15 protein-coding genes and 1 tRNA gene are annotated in these 14,674 nt (G+C 47.2%); 2 read left to right on the top strand and 14 right to left on the bottom strand.

From position 1 onward, the window contains the following. Window positions 1–79: 79 nt before the first annotated feature. The 6 genes from BQ7480_RS06120 to hisH form a co-directional block, all read right to left on the bottom strand. Window positions 80–1,405 (bottom strand): aspartate kinase, encoded by a 1,326-nt coding sequence (locus tag BQ7480_RS06120; RefSeq protein WP_022353823.1) that lies wholly within the window; start codon window positions 1,403–1,405, stop codon window positions 80–82. A 115-nt stretch (window positions 1,406–1,520) separates the two neighbouring features. Then, window positions 1,521–2,201 carry a cell division ATP-binding protein FtsE gene (locus BQ7480_RS06125; protein ID WP_072543927.1) on the bottom strand — a complete coding sequence of 227 codons (681 nt, stop codon included), beginning with the start codon at window positions 2,199–2,201 and terminating at the stop codon, window positions 1,521–1,523. Window positions 2,202–2,209: 8 nt separating this feature from the next. After that, window positions 2,210–2,821: a bifunctional phosphoribosyl-AMP cyclohydrolase/phosphoribosyl-ATP diphosphatase HisIE gene (gene hisIE, locus BQ7480_RS06130; protein WP_072542150.1), complete on the bottom strand. Its 612-nt coding sequence runs from the start codon at window positions 2,819–2,821 to the stop codon at window positions 2,210–2,212. Between the two features lie 40 nt (window positions 2,822–2,861). Beyond that, window positions 2,862–3,617 carry an imidazole glycerol phosphate synthase subunit HisF gene (gene hisF / locus BQ7480_RS06135; protein WP_072542151.1) on the bottom strand — a complete coding sequence of 252 codons (756 nt, stop codon included), beginning with the start codon at window positions 3,615–3,617 and terminating at the stop codon, window positions 2,862–2,864. A 22-nt stretch (window positions 3,618–3,639) separates the two neighbouring features. Further along, window positions 3,640–4,362, bottom strand: coding sequence for a 1-(5-phosphoribosyl)-5-[(5-phosphoribosylamino)methylideneamino]imidazole-4-carboxamide isomerase (gene hisA / locus BQ7480_RS06140; RefSeq protein ID WP_072542152.1), 723 nt, complete (start codon window positions 4,360–4,362; stop codon window positions 3,640–3,642). 31 nt (window positions 4,363–4,393) lie between these two features. Beyond that, window positions 4,394–4,984 (bottom strand): imidazole glycerol phosphate synthase subunit HisH, encoded by a 591-nt coding sequence (hisH, locus tag BQ7480_RS06145; protein WP_072542153.1) that lies wholly within the window; start codon window positions 4,982–4,984, stop codon window positions 4,394–4,396. A 265-nt stretch (window positions 4,985–5,249) separates the two neighbouring features. On the opposite strand from hisH, the gene BQ7480_RS06150 reads away from it, so the two are divergent. After that, a tRNA-Asp gene (locus BQ7480_RS06150) sits at window positions 5,250–5,323 on the top strand. A gap of 116 nt (window positions 5,324–5,439) precedes the next feature. On the opposite strand, the gene BQ7480_RS17715 is transcribed toward BQ7480_RS06150, so the two are convergent. After that, entirely contained in the window at window positions 5,440–5,742 is a 303-nt protein-coding gene (locus tag BQ7480_RS17715; protein WP_139255732.1) for a hypothetical protein, read from the bottom strand. 25 nt (window positions 5,743–5,767) lie between these two features. Here BQ7480_RS17715 and BQ7480_RS06160 point away from each other — a divergent pair, with 25 nt between their 5' ends. Continuing rightward, window positions 5,768–6,262, top strand: a complete 495-nt coding sequence (locus tag BQ7480_RS06160) for a nucleotidyltransferase domain-containing protein (protein ID WP_072542155.1) — start codon at window positions 5,768–5,770, stop codon at window positions 6,260–6,262. Window positions 6,263–6,310: 48 nt separating this feature from the next. On the opposite strand, the gene BQ7480_RS06165 is transcribed toward BQ7480_RS06160, so the two are convergent. The 7 genes from BQ7480_RS06165 to BQ7480_RS06195 all read right to left on the bottom strand — a co-directional run bounded on the left by BQ7480_RS06165 (window position 6,311) and on the right by BQ7480_RS06195 (window position 14,405). Further along, the gene (locus BQ7480_RS06165) at window positions 6,311–7,711 is read right to left on the bottom strand and encodes a mobilization protein (RefSeq protein ID WP_072543928.1); all 1,401 of its coding nucleotides are present in this window, start codon (window positions 7,709–7,711) and stop codon (window positions 6,311–6,313) included. Window positions 7,712–7,937: 226 nt separating this feature from the next. Next, entirely contained in the window at window positions 7,938–8,897 is a 960-nt protein-coding gene (locus BQ7480_RS06170) for a toprim domain-containing protein (protein ID WP_072542156.1), read from the bottom strand. A gap of 207 nt (window positions 8,898–9,104) precedes the next feature. Further along, complete coding sequence (locus BQ7480_RS06175; RefSeq protein ID WP_072542157.1) at window positions 9,105–10,181, bottom strand: AAA family ATPase; 1,077 nt, start codon at window positions 10,179–10,181, stop codon at window positions 9,105–9,107. A 14-nt stretch (window positions 10,182–10,195) separates the two neighbouring features. After that, window positions 10,196–10,504 (bottom strand): DUF3853 family protein, encoded by a 309-nt coding sequence (locus BQ7480_RS06180; protein ID WP_025066904.1) that lies wholly within the window; start codon window positions 10,502–10,504, stop codon window positions 10,196–10,198. 221 nt (window positions 10,505–10,725) lie between these two features. Further along, complete coding sequence (locus tag BQ7480_RS06185) at window positions 10,726–11,745, bottom strand: hypothetical protein (protein ID WP_072542158.1); 1,020 nt, start codon at window positions 11,743–11,745, stop codon at window positions 10,726–10,728. Between the two features lie 7 nt (window positions 11,746–11,752). Next, entirely contained in the window at window positions 11,753–13,051 is a 1,299-nt protein-coding gene (locus BQ7480_RS06190; RefSeq protein WP_072542159.1) for a PDDEXK nuclease domain-containing protein, read from the bottom strand. Between the two features lie 70 nt (window positions 13,052–13,121). After that, window positions 13,122–14,405, bottom strand: a complete 1,284-nt coding sequence (locus BQ7480_RS06195; protein WP_072542160.1) for a site-specific integrase — start codon at window positions 14,403–14,405, stop codon at window positions 13,122–13,124. Window positions 14,406–14,674: the final 269 nt, after the last annotated feature.

Consider the following 14,674-nt stretch of genomic DNA (forward strand, 5'->3'; position numbering starts at 1 on the left):
TGGATTGATATAGAGGATAAAAAAGCGGACGATGCGGCTTTGACCGTATCCTCCGCTTTTCGCTGTATAGAAATGTATTTTATTTCTTGTTGCCGTTGAACAGCACGTCGCTCAATGACTGAAGCGCTCTCTTCTTGTCTGCCTCCCGAATCAGGAAAGAGATGTTGTAGTTGCTTCCGCCGAATGAAATCATACGCACCGGGATTTCGCGCATGGCATCGAGTGCCTTTGCCTCAAAACCTACGTTTTCCCATTCCAGGTCGCCCACTACGCAAACGATACACATGTCATGGTCTACTGTCACCGTACCGTATTTCTTCAGGTCGTTCACAATCTCATTCAAGTGCTTCGTGTTGTCGATAGACATGGACACACCTACTTCTGAAGTACAAACCATGTCGATGGCCGTCTGGTAGCTTTCGAAGATTTCGAACACCTTGCGCAGGAAACCGTGAGCCAGCAGCATACGGCTGGATTTGATTTTGATGGCTGTGATGTTGTCTTTGGCAGCTACCGCCTTGATTTTGCCTTTTTCCGTATCGTTTGAAATCAGCGTACCCGGAGCCGATGGTTCCATGGTGTTCAGCAGACGTACCGGGATGTTGGCATATTTGGCCGGCTGGATGCAGGTTGGATGCAGAATCTTGGCACCGAAGTAAGCCAGTTCGGCAGCCTCTTCAAAGTGCAGCTGACGGACAGGAGATGTCTTGTCCACTACGCGCGGATCATTGTCGTGCATACCGTCGATGTCCGTCCAAATCTGGATTTCAGACGCGTTGATGGCTGCTCCAATCAGAGAAGCCGTATAGTCGCTTCCTCCGCGCTGCAAGTTGTCGATTTCACCGTATGCGTTGCGGCAGATAAATCCCTGCGTGATATAAATCTCATAACCCGGATTGGCTTCCAGCTGTGCGTTCAGTTTCTCGCGGATGTACGTCAGGTCCGGTTCACTGTTTTTGTCCGTGCGCATGTATTCCAGTGCCGGAATCAGTACCGCCTTCACGCCCTGTTCGCACAAATAATTTGTCACCATGTTTGTAGAGATGATTTCTCCTTGTGCCAGGATGACCTTTTCTTCGAACAAAGTAAATATGTCTTTCGTGTAAGAACGAATGTAATCAAAAACCGATTTTACAAAATCCAGTGTCTTCTGTTTATATTCTTCGGTAGAATACAACTCATCAATGTGCTGTTTGTATTTAGATTCCAGTCTATTGATGATTTCATTTGCACCTTCTGGATTTTTCTTGTACAGATAATCCGAAATTTCAACCAATGTGTTCGTCGTACCCGACATGGCAGACAGGACTACAATTTTCTGTTCGCCGTCATTGATTAATTTGGCCACATCCTTCATTCTTTGTGCGGAACCTACGGATGTACCTCCAAACTTTAAAACTTTCATTTTACGTTTCGAATTTAAAATGTTTTATAATTAATTATTTTCGGGAGCAAATGTAGTAATAAAAACCCTATTTTAAGTTCATTTTGGCAAAATTCCTTTTACTCCTTTGTCTTTTTTATGAATTTGCGGTTTCTGTCAGGCGATGGTGCTCACATTTATACACTTTTCCCGGGTATTCCGACAGCAGGTTCAGGTTGTGCGTGGTCATGATGATGGCCGACCCTTGCCGGCAAATTTCTTGTAACAGTTCCACGATGTGCCGGCCGGTTTCCACGTCGAGATTTCCCGTCGGTTCGTCGGCCAGGATGATGTCCGGCTGGTTCAGGATGGCCCGTGCGATGACAATACGCTGCTGTTCACCTCCGGAAAGTTCGTTGGGCATTTTGTATCCTTTGTTTTCCATGCCCACCTGTCGGAGCACCTCTTCGATACGTTTTTCTATTTCCACACGGTTTTTCCATCCCGTAGCCTTGAGCACGAATTTCAGGTTCTCGTGTACGGTACGGTCGGTCAGCAGCTGGAAGTCCTGAAACACGATGCCCAATTTCCGGCGCAGGGTAGGGAGGTCTTTCCTTTTCATGTGTCGGACAGAATATCCCAATACCTGAGCCTCTCCGTTGTCGATTTCCACTTCCCCGTAGAGGGTCTTCAGGAAAGTTGATTTTCCGCTGCCCACCTTTCCGATAAGGTAGATGAATTCTCCTTTCTTCAATTCAAAGTTGATGTCTGAAAGAATTTCCTGCCCCTGCAGGCTGATGCTGACATGCTGATATGTGATAAGCGGTTGTGCTTCCATTCTTTCCATTAATGTTTTTTCCAGTTCGCGCTGTGGCGTTCTTTCAGTTCACGGGCCAAGTCTTCAATGCGGTATCCCTTGTAGGTGAGTAATACAATCAGGTGATACAGCAAGTCGGCTCCTTCGTAAATCAACCGTTCGTCGGTACCGTTGCAGGCCTCGATGATCGTTTCCACAGCCTCTTCGCCCACTTTCTGCGCCATCTTGTTGACACCCGAATTGAACAGGCTGGTCGTGTAGGATTTATCCGGCATCTCCTGGCGGCGTCGGTCAATGAAATCCTGCAGCTCCTTCAGGAACATGATGTCCTGCTCGTTCTTTTCACCCCAGCAAGTGTCGGTGCCTGTGTGACAGACAGGGCCGTCCGGGTGTACCATGATGAGCAAGGTGTCGTTGTCGCAGTCTGCCTTAATGGATACCACGTGCAGGAAGTTGCCGCTCTGTTCACCTTTGGTCCACAGGCGGTTTTTCGTACGGCTGAAGAAAGTCACCTTTCCCGTTTCCACGGTCTTCTCGTAGGCTTCCTTGTTCATGAAGCCCAGCATCAACACTTTCTGTGTGTAGTTATCTTGGATGATGGCCGGAATCAGGCCATTCATTTTCTCGAAATCCAGTTCCATAATTCTTTATTTAATATATAATAAGTGGTTAAACATGTTTTTATCTGCGCACGGTGACGCCTTCTTTGCAAAGGTAATCTTTTAATTCGGGAATCCGTATCTCTCCGAAGTGAAAAACGCTGGCAGCGAGTGCGGCGTTGGCTTTTCCCAGTGTAAACGCATCGCGGAAGTGTTCTTTCTTTCCGGCGCCTCCCGAAGCGATGACCGGGATGGTCAGTCGTTCAGCCAGTTCGGCCAGTGCCTCATTGGCATATCCTTCCTTCACTCCGTCGTGGTCCATGCTCGTGAACAGGATTTCTCCTGCGCCCCGGCGGTTGGCCTCTTCCGCCCATTCCATCAGGAAACGGTCGGTCTCCAGCCGTCCTCCGTTGAGGTAACATTTCCAGCCCTGCGGAGTCTGGCGCGCATCGATGGCCACCACGCATACCTGTGAGCCGAAATGGAGAGCAATGTCATCAATGAGCTGCGGGTTGCGGAGGGCAGAGGAGTTGATGGACACCTTGTCCGCTCCGGCGTTCAGAAGCCGTTCCACGTCGCTCAGTTCATGGATGCCGCCTCCCACCGTAAACGGGATATTGATTTCCGCCGAGATGCGTTTCACCAGTTCCGTAAATGTTTTCCGGCCCTCGTGGCTGGCCGTAATGTCCAGGTATACCAGCTCGTCCGCCCCTTGTTCGCTGTATGCCTTTCCCAGTTCTACCGGGTCGCCGGCCTGCCGCAGATTGACGAAGTTGGTTCCCTTCACTGTCTGTCCGTCCTTGATGTCCAGACAAGGTATGATTCTCTTTGCTAACATAGTTTTGTTTCTTGAATAAGTTTTAAGGAAGGAAAGCCTTTAAATCCTGTAGGGTGATGCGTCCCTCGTAAAAAGCCTTTCCGAATACCACCGCCGGGATGCCGGCCTCTTCCAGTGCTTCAATGTCCTTCATGCCGCTGATGCCTCCGCTGGCAATCAGATGCAGGTCGGGATGCGCCTGGATAATTTCCTTGTACAAGTCGATGGATGGTCCGTTGAGCATGCCGTCGCGGGAGATGTCCGTGCAGAGCACTTTCGTGACCCCCTTCTTGATGTATTCGTCGAGGAAAGGTATCAGTTCCATCTGGCTACATTCCAGCCAGCCGTTCACGGCGATTTTTCCATCCTTGGCATCCGCTCCCAGGATAATACGTTCGCTACCATAGGTCTCCATCCAGCGGCCGAACGTATCCGGCTCCTTCACGGCGATACTGCCCAAGGTAACCATTTGCGCTCCGCTCTCGAAAGCAATGTGCAAGTCTTCATCACTTTTGATACCTCCACCGAAGTCGATGACCAGTGAGGTCTGTCCGGCCAGCGCTTCCAGTACCTTGTAATTCACGATGTGTTTGGAAGCCGCTCCGTCCAGGTCTACCACGTGTAGCCGACGGATGCCGTGTGCTTCAAACATTTTGGCCACTTCCACCGGATTCTCGTTGTACACCTTTTTCGACTGGTAGTCTCCTTGTGAAAGTCGTACGCATTTGCCGTCGATGACATCGATGGCAGGTATAAGTTCTATCATAGGATGTTCTTGATGCAAATTGAGTGAAATATTAAAGATTCAGGAAGTTGCGCAGGATACATTCGCCCACCTTTCCACTCTTTTCCGGATGGAACTGGGTGGCATAGAAATTGTCCTTGTGCAGTGCTGCACTGAACGGAGTGATATATTCCGTAGTAGCCGCCGTAAACTCGTTGACCGGCACATAGAAACTATGGACGAAATACACGAATTCTTCCTCCTTGAGTCCTTGGAACAGCGGACTGCGGAGATGCGAAAGTGTGTTCCATCCCATGTGGGGCACTTTGTCCTCCGGATGGGTTGGCTGGAATTTCTTCACTTCCGCGTCGAAGATGCCCAGACAGTCGACGTCTCCTTCCTCGGAATGGCGGCAGAGCAGCTGCATGCCCAGGCAGATACCCAGAACCGGTTGCTTGAGGTCCTTGATGAGCTGGTCCAGTCCGCATCCTTTCAAGTAATCCATGGTAGTGCGCGCTTCGCCCACTCCCGGAAAAATGACCTTGTCGGCACTGAGCAGCATTTCCTTGTCGTGGGTGATGATGGGTTCCACACCCAGACGTTTCAGGGCACAGTCTACTGAAAAAAGGTTGCCGGCATTGTATTTTATGATGGCGATTTTCATTCTGTACTATTTTTTTTGTAGGAAAAAATTGTTTCTGCAAAAGTAACGAATTATAATCAATCTCCTAATAAACGCAACGAAAAGTTTGGTGCCTGCTTTCTTTTTCTGACAAGATGGAGCAGTGAGGAGTGATTTTCCCTATTTCTCATATTTAGTTTGTGTGGCTTCCATGGAATTTTTTTTCAGGAAGCTATTGCAGGTTCAAAAAATTGTACTACCTTTGCAACCGCAATCGAGAGAGAAAGCAACGAAAGAAAAACTTAATGGTGCGTTAGTTCAGTTGGTTAGAATACATGCCTGTCACGCATGGGGTCACGGGTTCGAGTCCCGTACGCACCGCAATAAACATTGAAAATCAATGTTTTACAAATTAAACACCCGATTTTACACCCAAGAATGTAAAGTTGGGTGTTTTCGTATTATTTATGATTATAAAGGGAGAGTATAAAAGTTTTTTACCAGTCGATGCGTTCATAGGATTTATGTGCCTGATGTTTGCCGGGGGTATTGCTTATGCCATTTATCACGCCTTGTTCGTTGCTGTTGTCCAGCAGAATATCGCTTCGGAAATTCTCGGGCGCACGTTTTCTTTGATATGTAGTCTGAGCACGCTCTCTTCCTTGTTGGGGATATTGGTATCGGGATATTTGGCTGAAAACATGAGTATTGCAACCTTGTTTGTAATCTGTGGGACGCTCATTGGAGCGGTCGGAGTAGCCGCGTGTTTCATCTCTTCGATAAAATCTCTGCAATAACATATTTATCACAAAGACATCGTTTATTATGGCAAAAAAAGAACACATTACGATTTCAGACTTATTCCAAATATTGGATTTATTGGAAAGTACAGGCGTGAAGTATTGGCTCGATGGAGGATGGGGCGTAGATGCCCTGCATGGAGGGCAAACCAGAATCCATAGAGATGTGGATATTGATTTTGACAGCCGTTATACCGACAATTTGATTGCCTTTCTTCAGGAAAATGGTTTCGTCATAGAAACGGACTGGCTTCCTGCGAGGATGGAATTATACAGCGTCGAATTAGGGTATATAGACATACACCCGTTTATATTGAATGAGGATGGTACATCCAGACAAGCGGATTTGCAAGGTGGTTGGTATGAATTTCAGTCGGACTATTTTGGTGAAACTACTTTGGATGGCAGGGTTATTCCATGTATTTCATTGAAAGGGCAAAAGATATTCCATTCGGGATATGAATTTCGGGATAAGGATATTCATGACTTATCTATTCTTGATGCTATTTCAAAATCATAATTAAAAGCTGGAGGATCAATTCCCCCAGCTTTTTCAGCCCTCGTTACATCATAACTTGAATCCTCTACTTTTTCTTGGCTCTTCTGTTTTTCGTAAACCTTGCCGAAGTTTCTCCCATTGTTCTTTGAACCATTCGCCAATCGGTTGCCTGTTTATGGTCAGTACCAGTTTACTGTCATTGGTCGGATTCTTTTCCACTTTGAAAATATCATTCCTGATGTCAAACTTCCGTCTGTGCTCTTCGGAATAAATCCTGCCATTGCACCTGATAGCCTCTTTCTTCGTCAGAAGGCTCTCTATCATTTCTTTGGTGAAGCCGATGGCAGAGCATAGCTTTTCCATTCTCAACATTTCTTTGAGCATCGGGAACCATTTGAACGCCTTTTCAAGAATAGCATTCAGCCGTGATATTTCCTTGTCTTTGGCTTCAAGCTCCTGCTTGTGTATTCCTTGCAGGTTGCGTATCTGCCTGCCGTGCTGTTCCTGCATGTGCCGCATTTGGGCTTTCAAGTCATCAATTCCCGTGTCCCGTTTGGCAATTTCCTGATGCAGTTCTGCATTGGATTGTTCCAGTTTCTTCATTTTTCCGCTACCGAAAAGAGAACCCACTCCGCTTACTATGACCGTAGCGGCATCGGTGGCTGCGCCTTTGAGCTTGTCCGTGCGTATCTCCGATTTCACCTGACGGAGTTCCTGTTCGGCAAGATTTATCTGTTCTTCTTTGTGCCGTTTTGCAGCATCCATGCGTTGCAGTTCGGCTTTCTGCTTCTCAATGATAAAATCGTTCCTCTCCAGATGTTCTTTGCCTGTTACGGCCTTTGACTGTCCACGCTCCATCAGCAGGATGTCGGATGCCAAACTCTGCATTTCGGTCATATCCTCGTCATTGAGTTTGCGGCTCTTGCCTGTATCGTGGTTCATCCAATCGAATACGATATGGGCATGGTAATTGGGCTTGAACCATCTTTCGCCTACTTGGAAACTCTCCTTGTCATCCACTTCGGGCTGACCGTTCAGCCAATGCCCCTCGTCCTTGTGCAGGAAGATTTGAAGCGGTGTGATGCCCCATCGCCTTTGGCACTCCTCGCCAAACCTACGCACATCTGCCAAAGTGGTGTCCTGTCTGATGAGCAAGACTCCCTCACGGATGGGTGAACATCCCGCCACCTTGATAATCTTGCCGTTTTTTCCTTTGCGTTCACGCTCCTTTTCCTGCATGGCGCGTCCTGTCTTTTCCTTGACCATGCGTTTGATGTTCTCATAGTGCGTCTGCAATTCGGGACTGCCGAAATCCGGATTTATCCATTGTCCATTATCGGCTGTAAGTTCGGGCACGATATAGATTTTGGACTTGCCGATGTTGCGCATATACTCGGCAGTCCTTCGGTTATGAGCCTCGCTTGATGCCACGTTGCAAGGCTTGACATGTATGCTTGATTTTGTTGCCATCTTTTCAATCTTTGATTCGGTTATTACTAATTTGGTTTGCTGCTTTCCGCTCATAACCGCAAAGGGGTTCTTAGGGGTGCGACCCATAAGCGGAGTTTCCAAAGAGAGGGTCACTCTTTGGTCGGGTTGCATAGGGCTGAAAGCCCTTGCCGGGTTCTTAGGGCAGCGTCCTAAGCCCCTCGGGAGAGCCCACAACTACGAAAGCGAAGCGTGTAGTTATAGTGGGCTATAACCGGAAGACTTTCGGTTTCTTGGATAGCGTGTCACTCCTCTTTCTGACGGATTGCATTTGCTCTTTTCCATCAGCCATGCGCTTCTGCAAATACTCGTTCAGGTCTTTGCATCCGCAGTAGATTTGGGAAGCGTCCCGTATATGCCGGGTGCTGTCGTATTCCTTGCGGATTTGTTGAAGGGCTTCCATTCCTGCACGGTCATTGTCAAAAAAGCAGTGGATGCGCTCATAGCTTCCCAACGGGTAGAGTGCCTTGGAAACATTGGCTACGGAATTAAGAATCATGTAATCCTGCCTGTCGAAATCGGGGCATTGCGGACAGCTTTCAAGCCGCAGGGTCAGAAATGAGAGGTAGTCCATAAATCCCTCAAAAACGTAACACGTGTTCCTTTGTTCTCCCGATTGTCTGATATGGGATATTTCTTTCGGCGCGATACAGCCCTTGAAATATCGGTTGCGTATCTCATAGCCGCCCGATATATTCGGAAACGCAATGGCGAAGTACCGCTTGCCGTTGTGCGTAAACCGTGCTTCCCTGCATTCTCTTTTCGCCAGTACCGGATTGATACCCCTTTCCTGCAAATAGGCGAGCAAGGCAGGGGAAGATAGCGGCACGGTTTCCAACTGCAGGAAACTCGGCTCCGTAAAGGACTGCTTGCGAAAAGAGAAAGAGACGGGACGCACGTGCGGTGCCTGTTCCTCTATGCGTTTCAAAAGGTACGGCACACTGTCCGTTGCATAGAGGTGCGAAGCCAGTGCGATGATGTTGCCGCCCTTGCCGAGCGCAAAATCGTACCATTGGTTCCGCTCGGTGTTCACCTTGAACGATGCTTCGGTTTCTTCCCTGAACGGCGATTTATACCAGAGATTGATGCCCTGCCGCTTCACCGGGCTATATCCCAAGCTGTGAAGATACTCTTCCAGCCTGATTTGTTTTGCTGTCTGTATGTCCATAAATGATTGTCTTTATCGGTTATCGTTTGTTTTTCTTTTCGCCAGTACCTTTTCATATAGGTTACTGGCTGTATAACCACTTCACTTTATTGTCGTATATATAGGATACGGCTTAAAGTGAAGCGGTTTGATGTGTCCCTGCAACCACTTCGCTTTATCCTAATATATAGACCCGGAGAATAAAGTGAAGTGATTGCAGGAAGCGTGTCAATAGTGGAAATCCGGTTCGTACCTGTACTTCCTGCCGTTCTCCTGCACTATCATCCGCTTGTTCTTCAACACTGTGATGAGTTTGACCAGCTTGTTGTCGCTTAACAGAACACCCACCAAGGCATACGACTCTTTCAATGCTTTGCTCAGTTCCTTATATCCGTATTCGTCCTGTAACGAAAATGCTGCTTCCAGTGCTATCCGGTGTTGTTGCTCGGAAATGTCCTTGCAGGCATCGAACCTTTCGCCTTGGGGTCTGCCGGGTGTTTTGGCTTCTGTCTGGTAATCCTCTATCAGTTCAGGCAGTGCCTTGTCATTGACGCGGAAGGCAAACGGCTCGAAGTCCATCGCACGGATGTGCATGGCGGAAACCTTGCTGATGTCCCCGTTGCTTTTGTCCTTTTCAACGAGCAGCACGGTTTCAGCCTTGTTGTTCAGTTCCGTGCCGATATGTCCCCTTGCGTTCTCATCCCCCTTGTTCTGGTGGAGTATCGTGTGGATATGTATCTGCCTGTCGTCCGTCCACTGCATCAGTTTCGATATGATGCGTGTCGATTCGCTGGGGCTGTTGATGTCATACACCATGTCACGGATACCGTCTATCACCACCATACCGAGGTTCGGTGTATGGTAGATTGCCTGTTCGACAATCCTTATGCGTTGCTCCGGCGTATATTTCCGCAGGGCAAGGAACTCAAGGTTCTCGTTGTCCCTGTCATCGGGCAGCCCTGCCATGCGCATGATGCGTTCCATCACATTCAGGCAGTGGTGGGGGCTTTGCTCCGTATCGACATACAGCACTTTCCGCTTGGCTTCGGGAAGTTCAGCCGCATACCTGAGCACCGTGCCGTTCTTCAAAGCCGCAGCCACGATAGCCGACACATTGAATGTCTTCTTGCTTTTGGCTTTGCCGATGGATGCACTGAAATTTCCCAACGTGCCGATTACAGAACCTTTCACGCTGAGGATTTCTGGCGCTTTCTCGTATTTTCCCGACAGGCTCAGCCGTGAGGCTTGCCAGAGGATTACCGCCTGTTCGTCCGATATTTCCCGGATGTCTTTCATATAGTCCATAGCAATTCCTCCCGTTACTTGCGTCCGCCTGTTTTCTTCCCTGCCAGTTCAAGGGCAAGTTCCGCATCCACGATAATCTTGCGCCCTATCTGGGTGATAGCCTTGTCTATTTTTCCGCTTTTCTTTATGCGGTTGGCGGTGGGCAGGCTGCATCCGAACAGTCTGGCTATGCCGGGTATTCCGTACACATACTTTCTGTTTGTGTCCGTTACGGGCTGTGGCTGCGCTTCCGTCTGAACGGAAGCGTGCCTGCTTAACATGATGAACTCTTCGCCTGTCATCTGCCAGACGGGTTTGGATAATAATTCTTGTAGATTTTGCATAGTTCTACTTTTTTTGATTCAACAATCAGCCCTGCGCACTGGCTGTTATTTCTGTTCTCGAACGATGCAAAATTAGGTAGGGTTATGGGTGGTAAGGATGGGGACGGTATAATCCGGATATTGATATATCTTATTGAATATCAGTAAATAAAAATACCACTCAAAAATTAATTTGAGTGGTAAAAGTGGAACTTTCGTAAAATATCAGGATATGTCACCGATTATCTGAATATATGTTCCATTTCTTTGGCGAATTTCTGGTTACTGTCACTCGGAAAATCGGAAACAGGCTCCTTGTACTTTGACTTGTAGTAGCTGTCATCAATATCCAGCAGTTTCAGTATCCCGGCTTTCCATTTGTCCTTGTCCTGCTTGGAGAGTTTCTCGCCCATCAGGAATATCAGATAGCATACACGGATTTTCTCTCTCGGTTTGATTCTCAACTTGCAGTTGCAGGGTTGCAGGTTCATATTGGCATAGAAATCCAGTGCGGAAATTTCCTCGAACTGTTCTCCAACACATACCTCATGAATGAGCGAAAGCAATTTCATGCTGAAATATTCTTGTTGTCCGTCCGTCGTTTCCTGCTGGCTGATGGGGTTGCCCGGCTCGTCCTGTCGTTTCCCGTCAGGAATGTATTTTTTCAATATGTCCAGAAAAAGGCGGCTTTGGCGGTATATGTCCGTACAACGGTTCTTCATATATTGGAACGCCTCTTTCCTTGCAGCCTTTTGCTGGTCATAGAGTTCGTTCAGTATGGCTCTTTCCTTGTCATATTCAGCCTTGCAGCGTTCATATTCTTTCTCCGCCTGCTTTTCCTCTTCGGCGGTATGTTCCCTATAGCCAATGGAATCATACTTGTTGTTGGCTTCATTCAGCGGCTTGCTCAGACTTCTTGTAACATCCAGTTGGGCTTTAATTTCAGGGGAATACCTTTCCATGTGCTGATAGCAAACACGTTCTATCACACTGTCACTTATGGGGTGCGTTTCATAAGACTGTATGCTCTTTTCTATTTCGGTTCTCAGGCTGCTGAGTATCAAGGTGTATTGTTCTTTTTGCCTGTCAAGCACCAGTTCAAGGATAGCGGCTTCAAAAGACTTTGTGTCACTATACTGCCGATAGAAATCCGAAATGAATTTCTGCCTGTCAAAAGAGAAAACGTGATTGTCTATATAGTCCCTGTATATTCTGTTGAGTTCTCCGTACCGGGGGATTATCGTCTGTATCTTGTCTGCCATAGGTGTCTTACTTTTGTTTGTTCTTTTCATTGTCAAGAAGCATCGTCAGTTCTTCTTCCACCTGTTCTATGCTCGGCAATGCCGATTTCAGGTTCTCTGGTACGGCCTTGCTGAGTTGGTAGTCACTGATGCCGATAGGCTGGTCATAGCCTGTCAGTGCATACTGCGCAACAATCTCATCCTTGCCCTTGCACAGCAGCAGCCCGATGGTCTTGTTGTCATTTTCTCCCCTCAGTTTGTCGTCCACCACATTGATGTAGAAATTCAACTGTCCGGCGTATTCCGGTTTGAACGGGGTGGCTTTCAGTTCCACAACCACGTATGCATGGAGCTTGATATTGTACAGAATCAGGTCGGCATAGAAATCGCTGTCGCCAATCTGGAAATGCTTCTGCCTTGCGACAAAGGCGAATCCGTTGCCCATTTCCAAAAGATAACGGGTAACGTGCTTCACCAGTTGTTCCTCTATGTCCCTTTCGTCAGCACGTTCTTTGGCTCCTGCCAAGTCAAAGATATACGGGTCTTTCAACAGGTAGTTGGCAAGGTCGCTTTGAGGTGCGGGAAGCGTGGCGGTAAAATTATTGACTTTACGGCTGTTGATTTGCCGTTCATACAGTTTGCTTTCAATCTGCATTTTCAGGACATTGCTGCTCCAGCCCATTTCCACGGATTGCTTCATGTACCAGTATTCCACACCCAGCGGAAGCGAACTGTTGAGCATGACCATTTGGCTTGCCCAATTGATTCTTGCCACAGGCGATGCAAGGAACAGTTTTTCTATATCTCCGATGTCTGTTCTATAAATGGCAGATACGGTTTTTGCCACATTCTGAATTTGCGCAGGAACTTCCTGCGTAAATTCTAATTCTCGAAAATCAACCGATTGTATTTGCGCAGTAAGCTCCTGCGTAAATTGCCCGTTGTTTAATTTCAAGACTTCATCTGTTACATTCCGTATGTTTGGAAGCGACAGCCTTGCATCCGTTTCAATAAAACATCGTAGTACACTCAATGGATACGACCTTGCGAATTGGCACATATAAGTAAGGTTGCGTTCCGAATATCCTTTCTTTTCGGGATAATTGAACCGTATCGCCTGCGCCAGTTTCTTGATGACCTTGCCGCCCCAGCCTTGTCGGTTCTGGTGGTACAATATGTAATTGCCCATCTTCCAGTAGTGGAACAGCATCTGTGCATTGGCGGCACTGATGAGCCGGACTTGCGCCTGCTCTATTTCTGAACCGATGGCACTGACGAAAGCCTCGAAACTTCTTTTCTCTATATTGTTGTTATCGTTACTGCTCATTGTTGTATGTATTGAAAGTTACAAAGATAAGCCGAATTACAGGCTTTCCATGAGACTTGATGATTGTTTTTTACAGTTGGTTGAATTTGTTCATCGCATTGGCTTTCACATCATCAGCGATGTCAATGTAAGGTTTCATCGCCTTGTAGTCGCTGTGTCCCGTCCATTTCATGACCACCTGAGCCGGAATGCCGAGAGCCAAAGCATTGCAGATGAAAGTCCTTCTTCCGGCATGGGTGCCCAACAATGCATATTTGGGCGTAATGGTGTCTATGCGTCTGCTTCCTTTATAATAGGTCTCGCTTACTGGCTCGTTGATTTCGGCAAGCTCGCCCAACTCCTTCAAATAATCGTTCATCTTCTGGTTGCTGATGACAGGGAGAGCCTTATGCCCCTCAAACTCCACATCTTTATATTTATCCAGTATCGCCTTGCTGTGGTTGTTCAACTCGATGATAAGCCTTTCGGCGGTCTTTACGGTGGTGATTTCTATATATCCGTCCCTGATGTCGCTTTTCTTTAGGTTATGCACATCCGAATACCGGAGTCCGGTGAAGCAGCAGAACAGAAAGACATCCCTCACCCGTTCAAGGTATTGCTTTGTGTCGGGTATCTGATAATTTTTGAGTTTATTCAGTTCTTCCCACGTGAGGAATATCACCTTTTTCGGGGTGCTCCGCAATTTGGGATTGAAATCTTCGTAGGCATTGTTCATGCAATACCCTTTCTTGGTACACCAGCGCAGGAACCATTTCAGATAGGCGACCTGTTTCATGATGGATGTGTTCCGCATGTCTTCGGTATCTTTCAGGAAATTCACATACTTTGTCAGCTTGGGTTCGTCCAGCGATTCAAAAGTCAGTCCCTTGTCAAACTTTTCAAGGTGCTTCCTTACTGCGGCAAACTTCTCATAGGTGGCATCTGACCAGCCGTTTTGCGTACCGCATTCTTTGATGAACTCGTCAAACACCTCCAACGGAAGAAACACCACCGGGGCTTCCTCCTCTTCCTTTTTCCCATCGTGCAATCTGTTGAACGCATCCTTTACCTGTTCGGTAGTGGGCATGAATCCCTGCACCTCGAACTCCTTGAAGATATTCTGTATTTCGGTGTAGTATTTCAGCAAGTCCGCATTGATTTCCGATGCGCTTTGCTTCAGCTTGTTGGTGCATCCGTTCTTTACCCGCTGCTTGTCGGCATCCCATTTGGCGACATCAATGCGGTAGCCCGTTGTGAACTCGATGCGGTGGCTGGCGAAAACCACACGCATACGGATAGGGACATTCTCCACGATTGGCACTCCGTTCTTCTTCCGGCTTTCCAATGAAAAGATGATGTTTCGTTTGATATTCATAATTGGGTGCGTTTGAAATTCAACACCCAAATATACACCCAATAATTGAAATAGCAAAAGGTATTTAATGATATTTAGTAATATAGCCGATTTATAATAACTTGATTATTATCAGTATATTGCAGTTTTATGAGATTTCTTGATTGTGTAAGTTAAAGTCCCGTACGCACCGCAAGGCTTCAGAGACATCTGAAAGCCAGCGAATGACAAAGCCCACAAAATCAATGATTTGTGGGCTTTGTTTTTTCTTTTTAGAGCCATTCTGAAGA

This window comes from Bacteroides mediterraneensis, from assembly GCF_900128455.1.
GTDB classification, from domain to species: Bacteria; Bacteroidota; Bacteroidia; order Bacteroidales; family Bacteroidaceae; genus Phocaeicola; species Phocaeicola mediterraneensis.

What these genes read in the sequence shown, in the direction of transcription:
- BQ7480_RS06120 (WP_022353823.1), bottom strand. Translation starts at nt 1,405, where the DNA reads ATGAAAGTTTTAAAGTTTGGAGGTACATCCGTAGGTTCCGCACAAAGA.
- BQ7480_RS06125 (WP_072543927.1), bottom strand. Translation starts at nt 2,201, where the DNA reads ATGGAAGCACAACCGCTTATCACATATCAGCATGTCAGCATCAGCCTG.
- hisIE (WP_072542150.1), bottom strand. Translation starts at nt 2,821, where the DNA reads ATGGAACTGGATTTCGAGAAAATGAATGGCCTGATTCCGGCCATCATC.
- hisF (WP_072542151.1), bottom strand. Translation starts at nt 3,617, where the DNA reads ATGTTAGCAAAGAGAATCATACCTTGTCTGGACATCAAGGACGGACAG.
- hisA (WP_072542152.1), bottom strand. Translation starts at nt 4,362, where the DNA reads ATGATAGAACTTATACCTGCCATCGATGTCATCGACGGCAAATGCGTA.
- hisH (WP_072542153.1), bottom strand. Translation starts at nt 4,984, where the DNA reads ATGAAAATCGCCATCATAAAATACAATGCCGGCAACCTTTTTTCAGTA.
- BQ7480_RS17715 (WP_139255732.1), bottom strand. Translation starts at nt 5,742, where the DNA reads ATGTTATTGCAGAGATTTTATCGAAGAGATGAAACACGCGGCTACTCC.
- BQ7480_RS06160 (WP_072542155.1), top strand. Translation starts at nt 5,768, where the DNA reads ATGGCAAAAAAAGAACACATTACGATTTCAGACTTATTCCAAATATTG.
- BQ7480_RS06165 (WP_072543928.1), bottom strand. Translation starts at nt 7,711, where the DNA reads ATGGCAACAAAATCAAGCATACATGTCAAGCCTTGCAACGTGGCATCA.
- BQ7480_RS06170 (WP_072542156.1), bottom strand. Translation starts at nt 8,897, where the DNA reads ATGGACATACAGACAGCAAAACAAATCAGGCTGGAAGAGTATCTTCAC.
- BQ7480_RS06175 (WP_072542157.1), bottom strand. Translation starts at nt 10,181, where the DNA reads ATGGACTATATGAAAGACATCCGGGAAATATCGGACGAACAGGCGGTA.
- BQ7480_RS06180 (WP_025066904.1), bottom strand. Translation starts at nt 10,504, where the DNA reads ATGCAAAATCTACAAGAATTATTATCCAAACCCGTCTGGCAGATGACA.
- BQ7480_RS06185 (WP_072542158.1), bottom strand. Translation starts at nt 11,745, where the DNA reads ATGGCAGACAAGATACAGACGATAATCCCCCGGTACGGAGAACTCAAC.
- BQ7480_RS06190 (WP_072542159.1), bottom strand. Translation starts at nt 13,051, where the DNA reads ATGAGCAGTAACGATAACAACAATATAGAGAAAAGAAGTTTCGAGGCT.
- BQ7480_RS06195 (WP_072542160.1), bottom strand. Translation starts at nt 14,405, where the DNA reads ATGAATATCAAACGAAACATCATCTTTTCATTGGAAAGCCGGAAGAAG.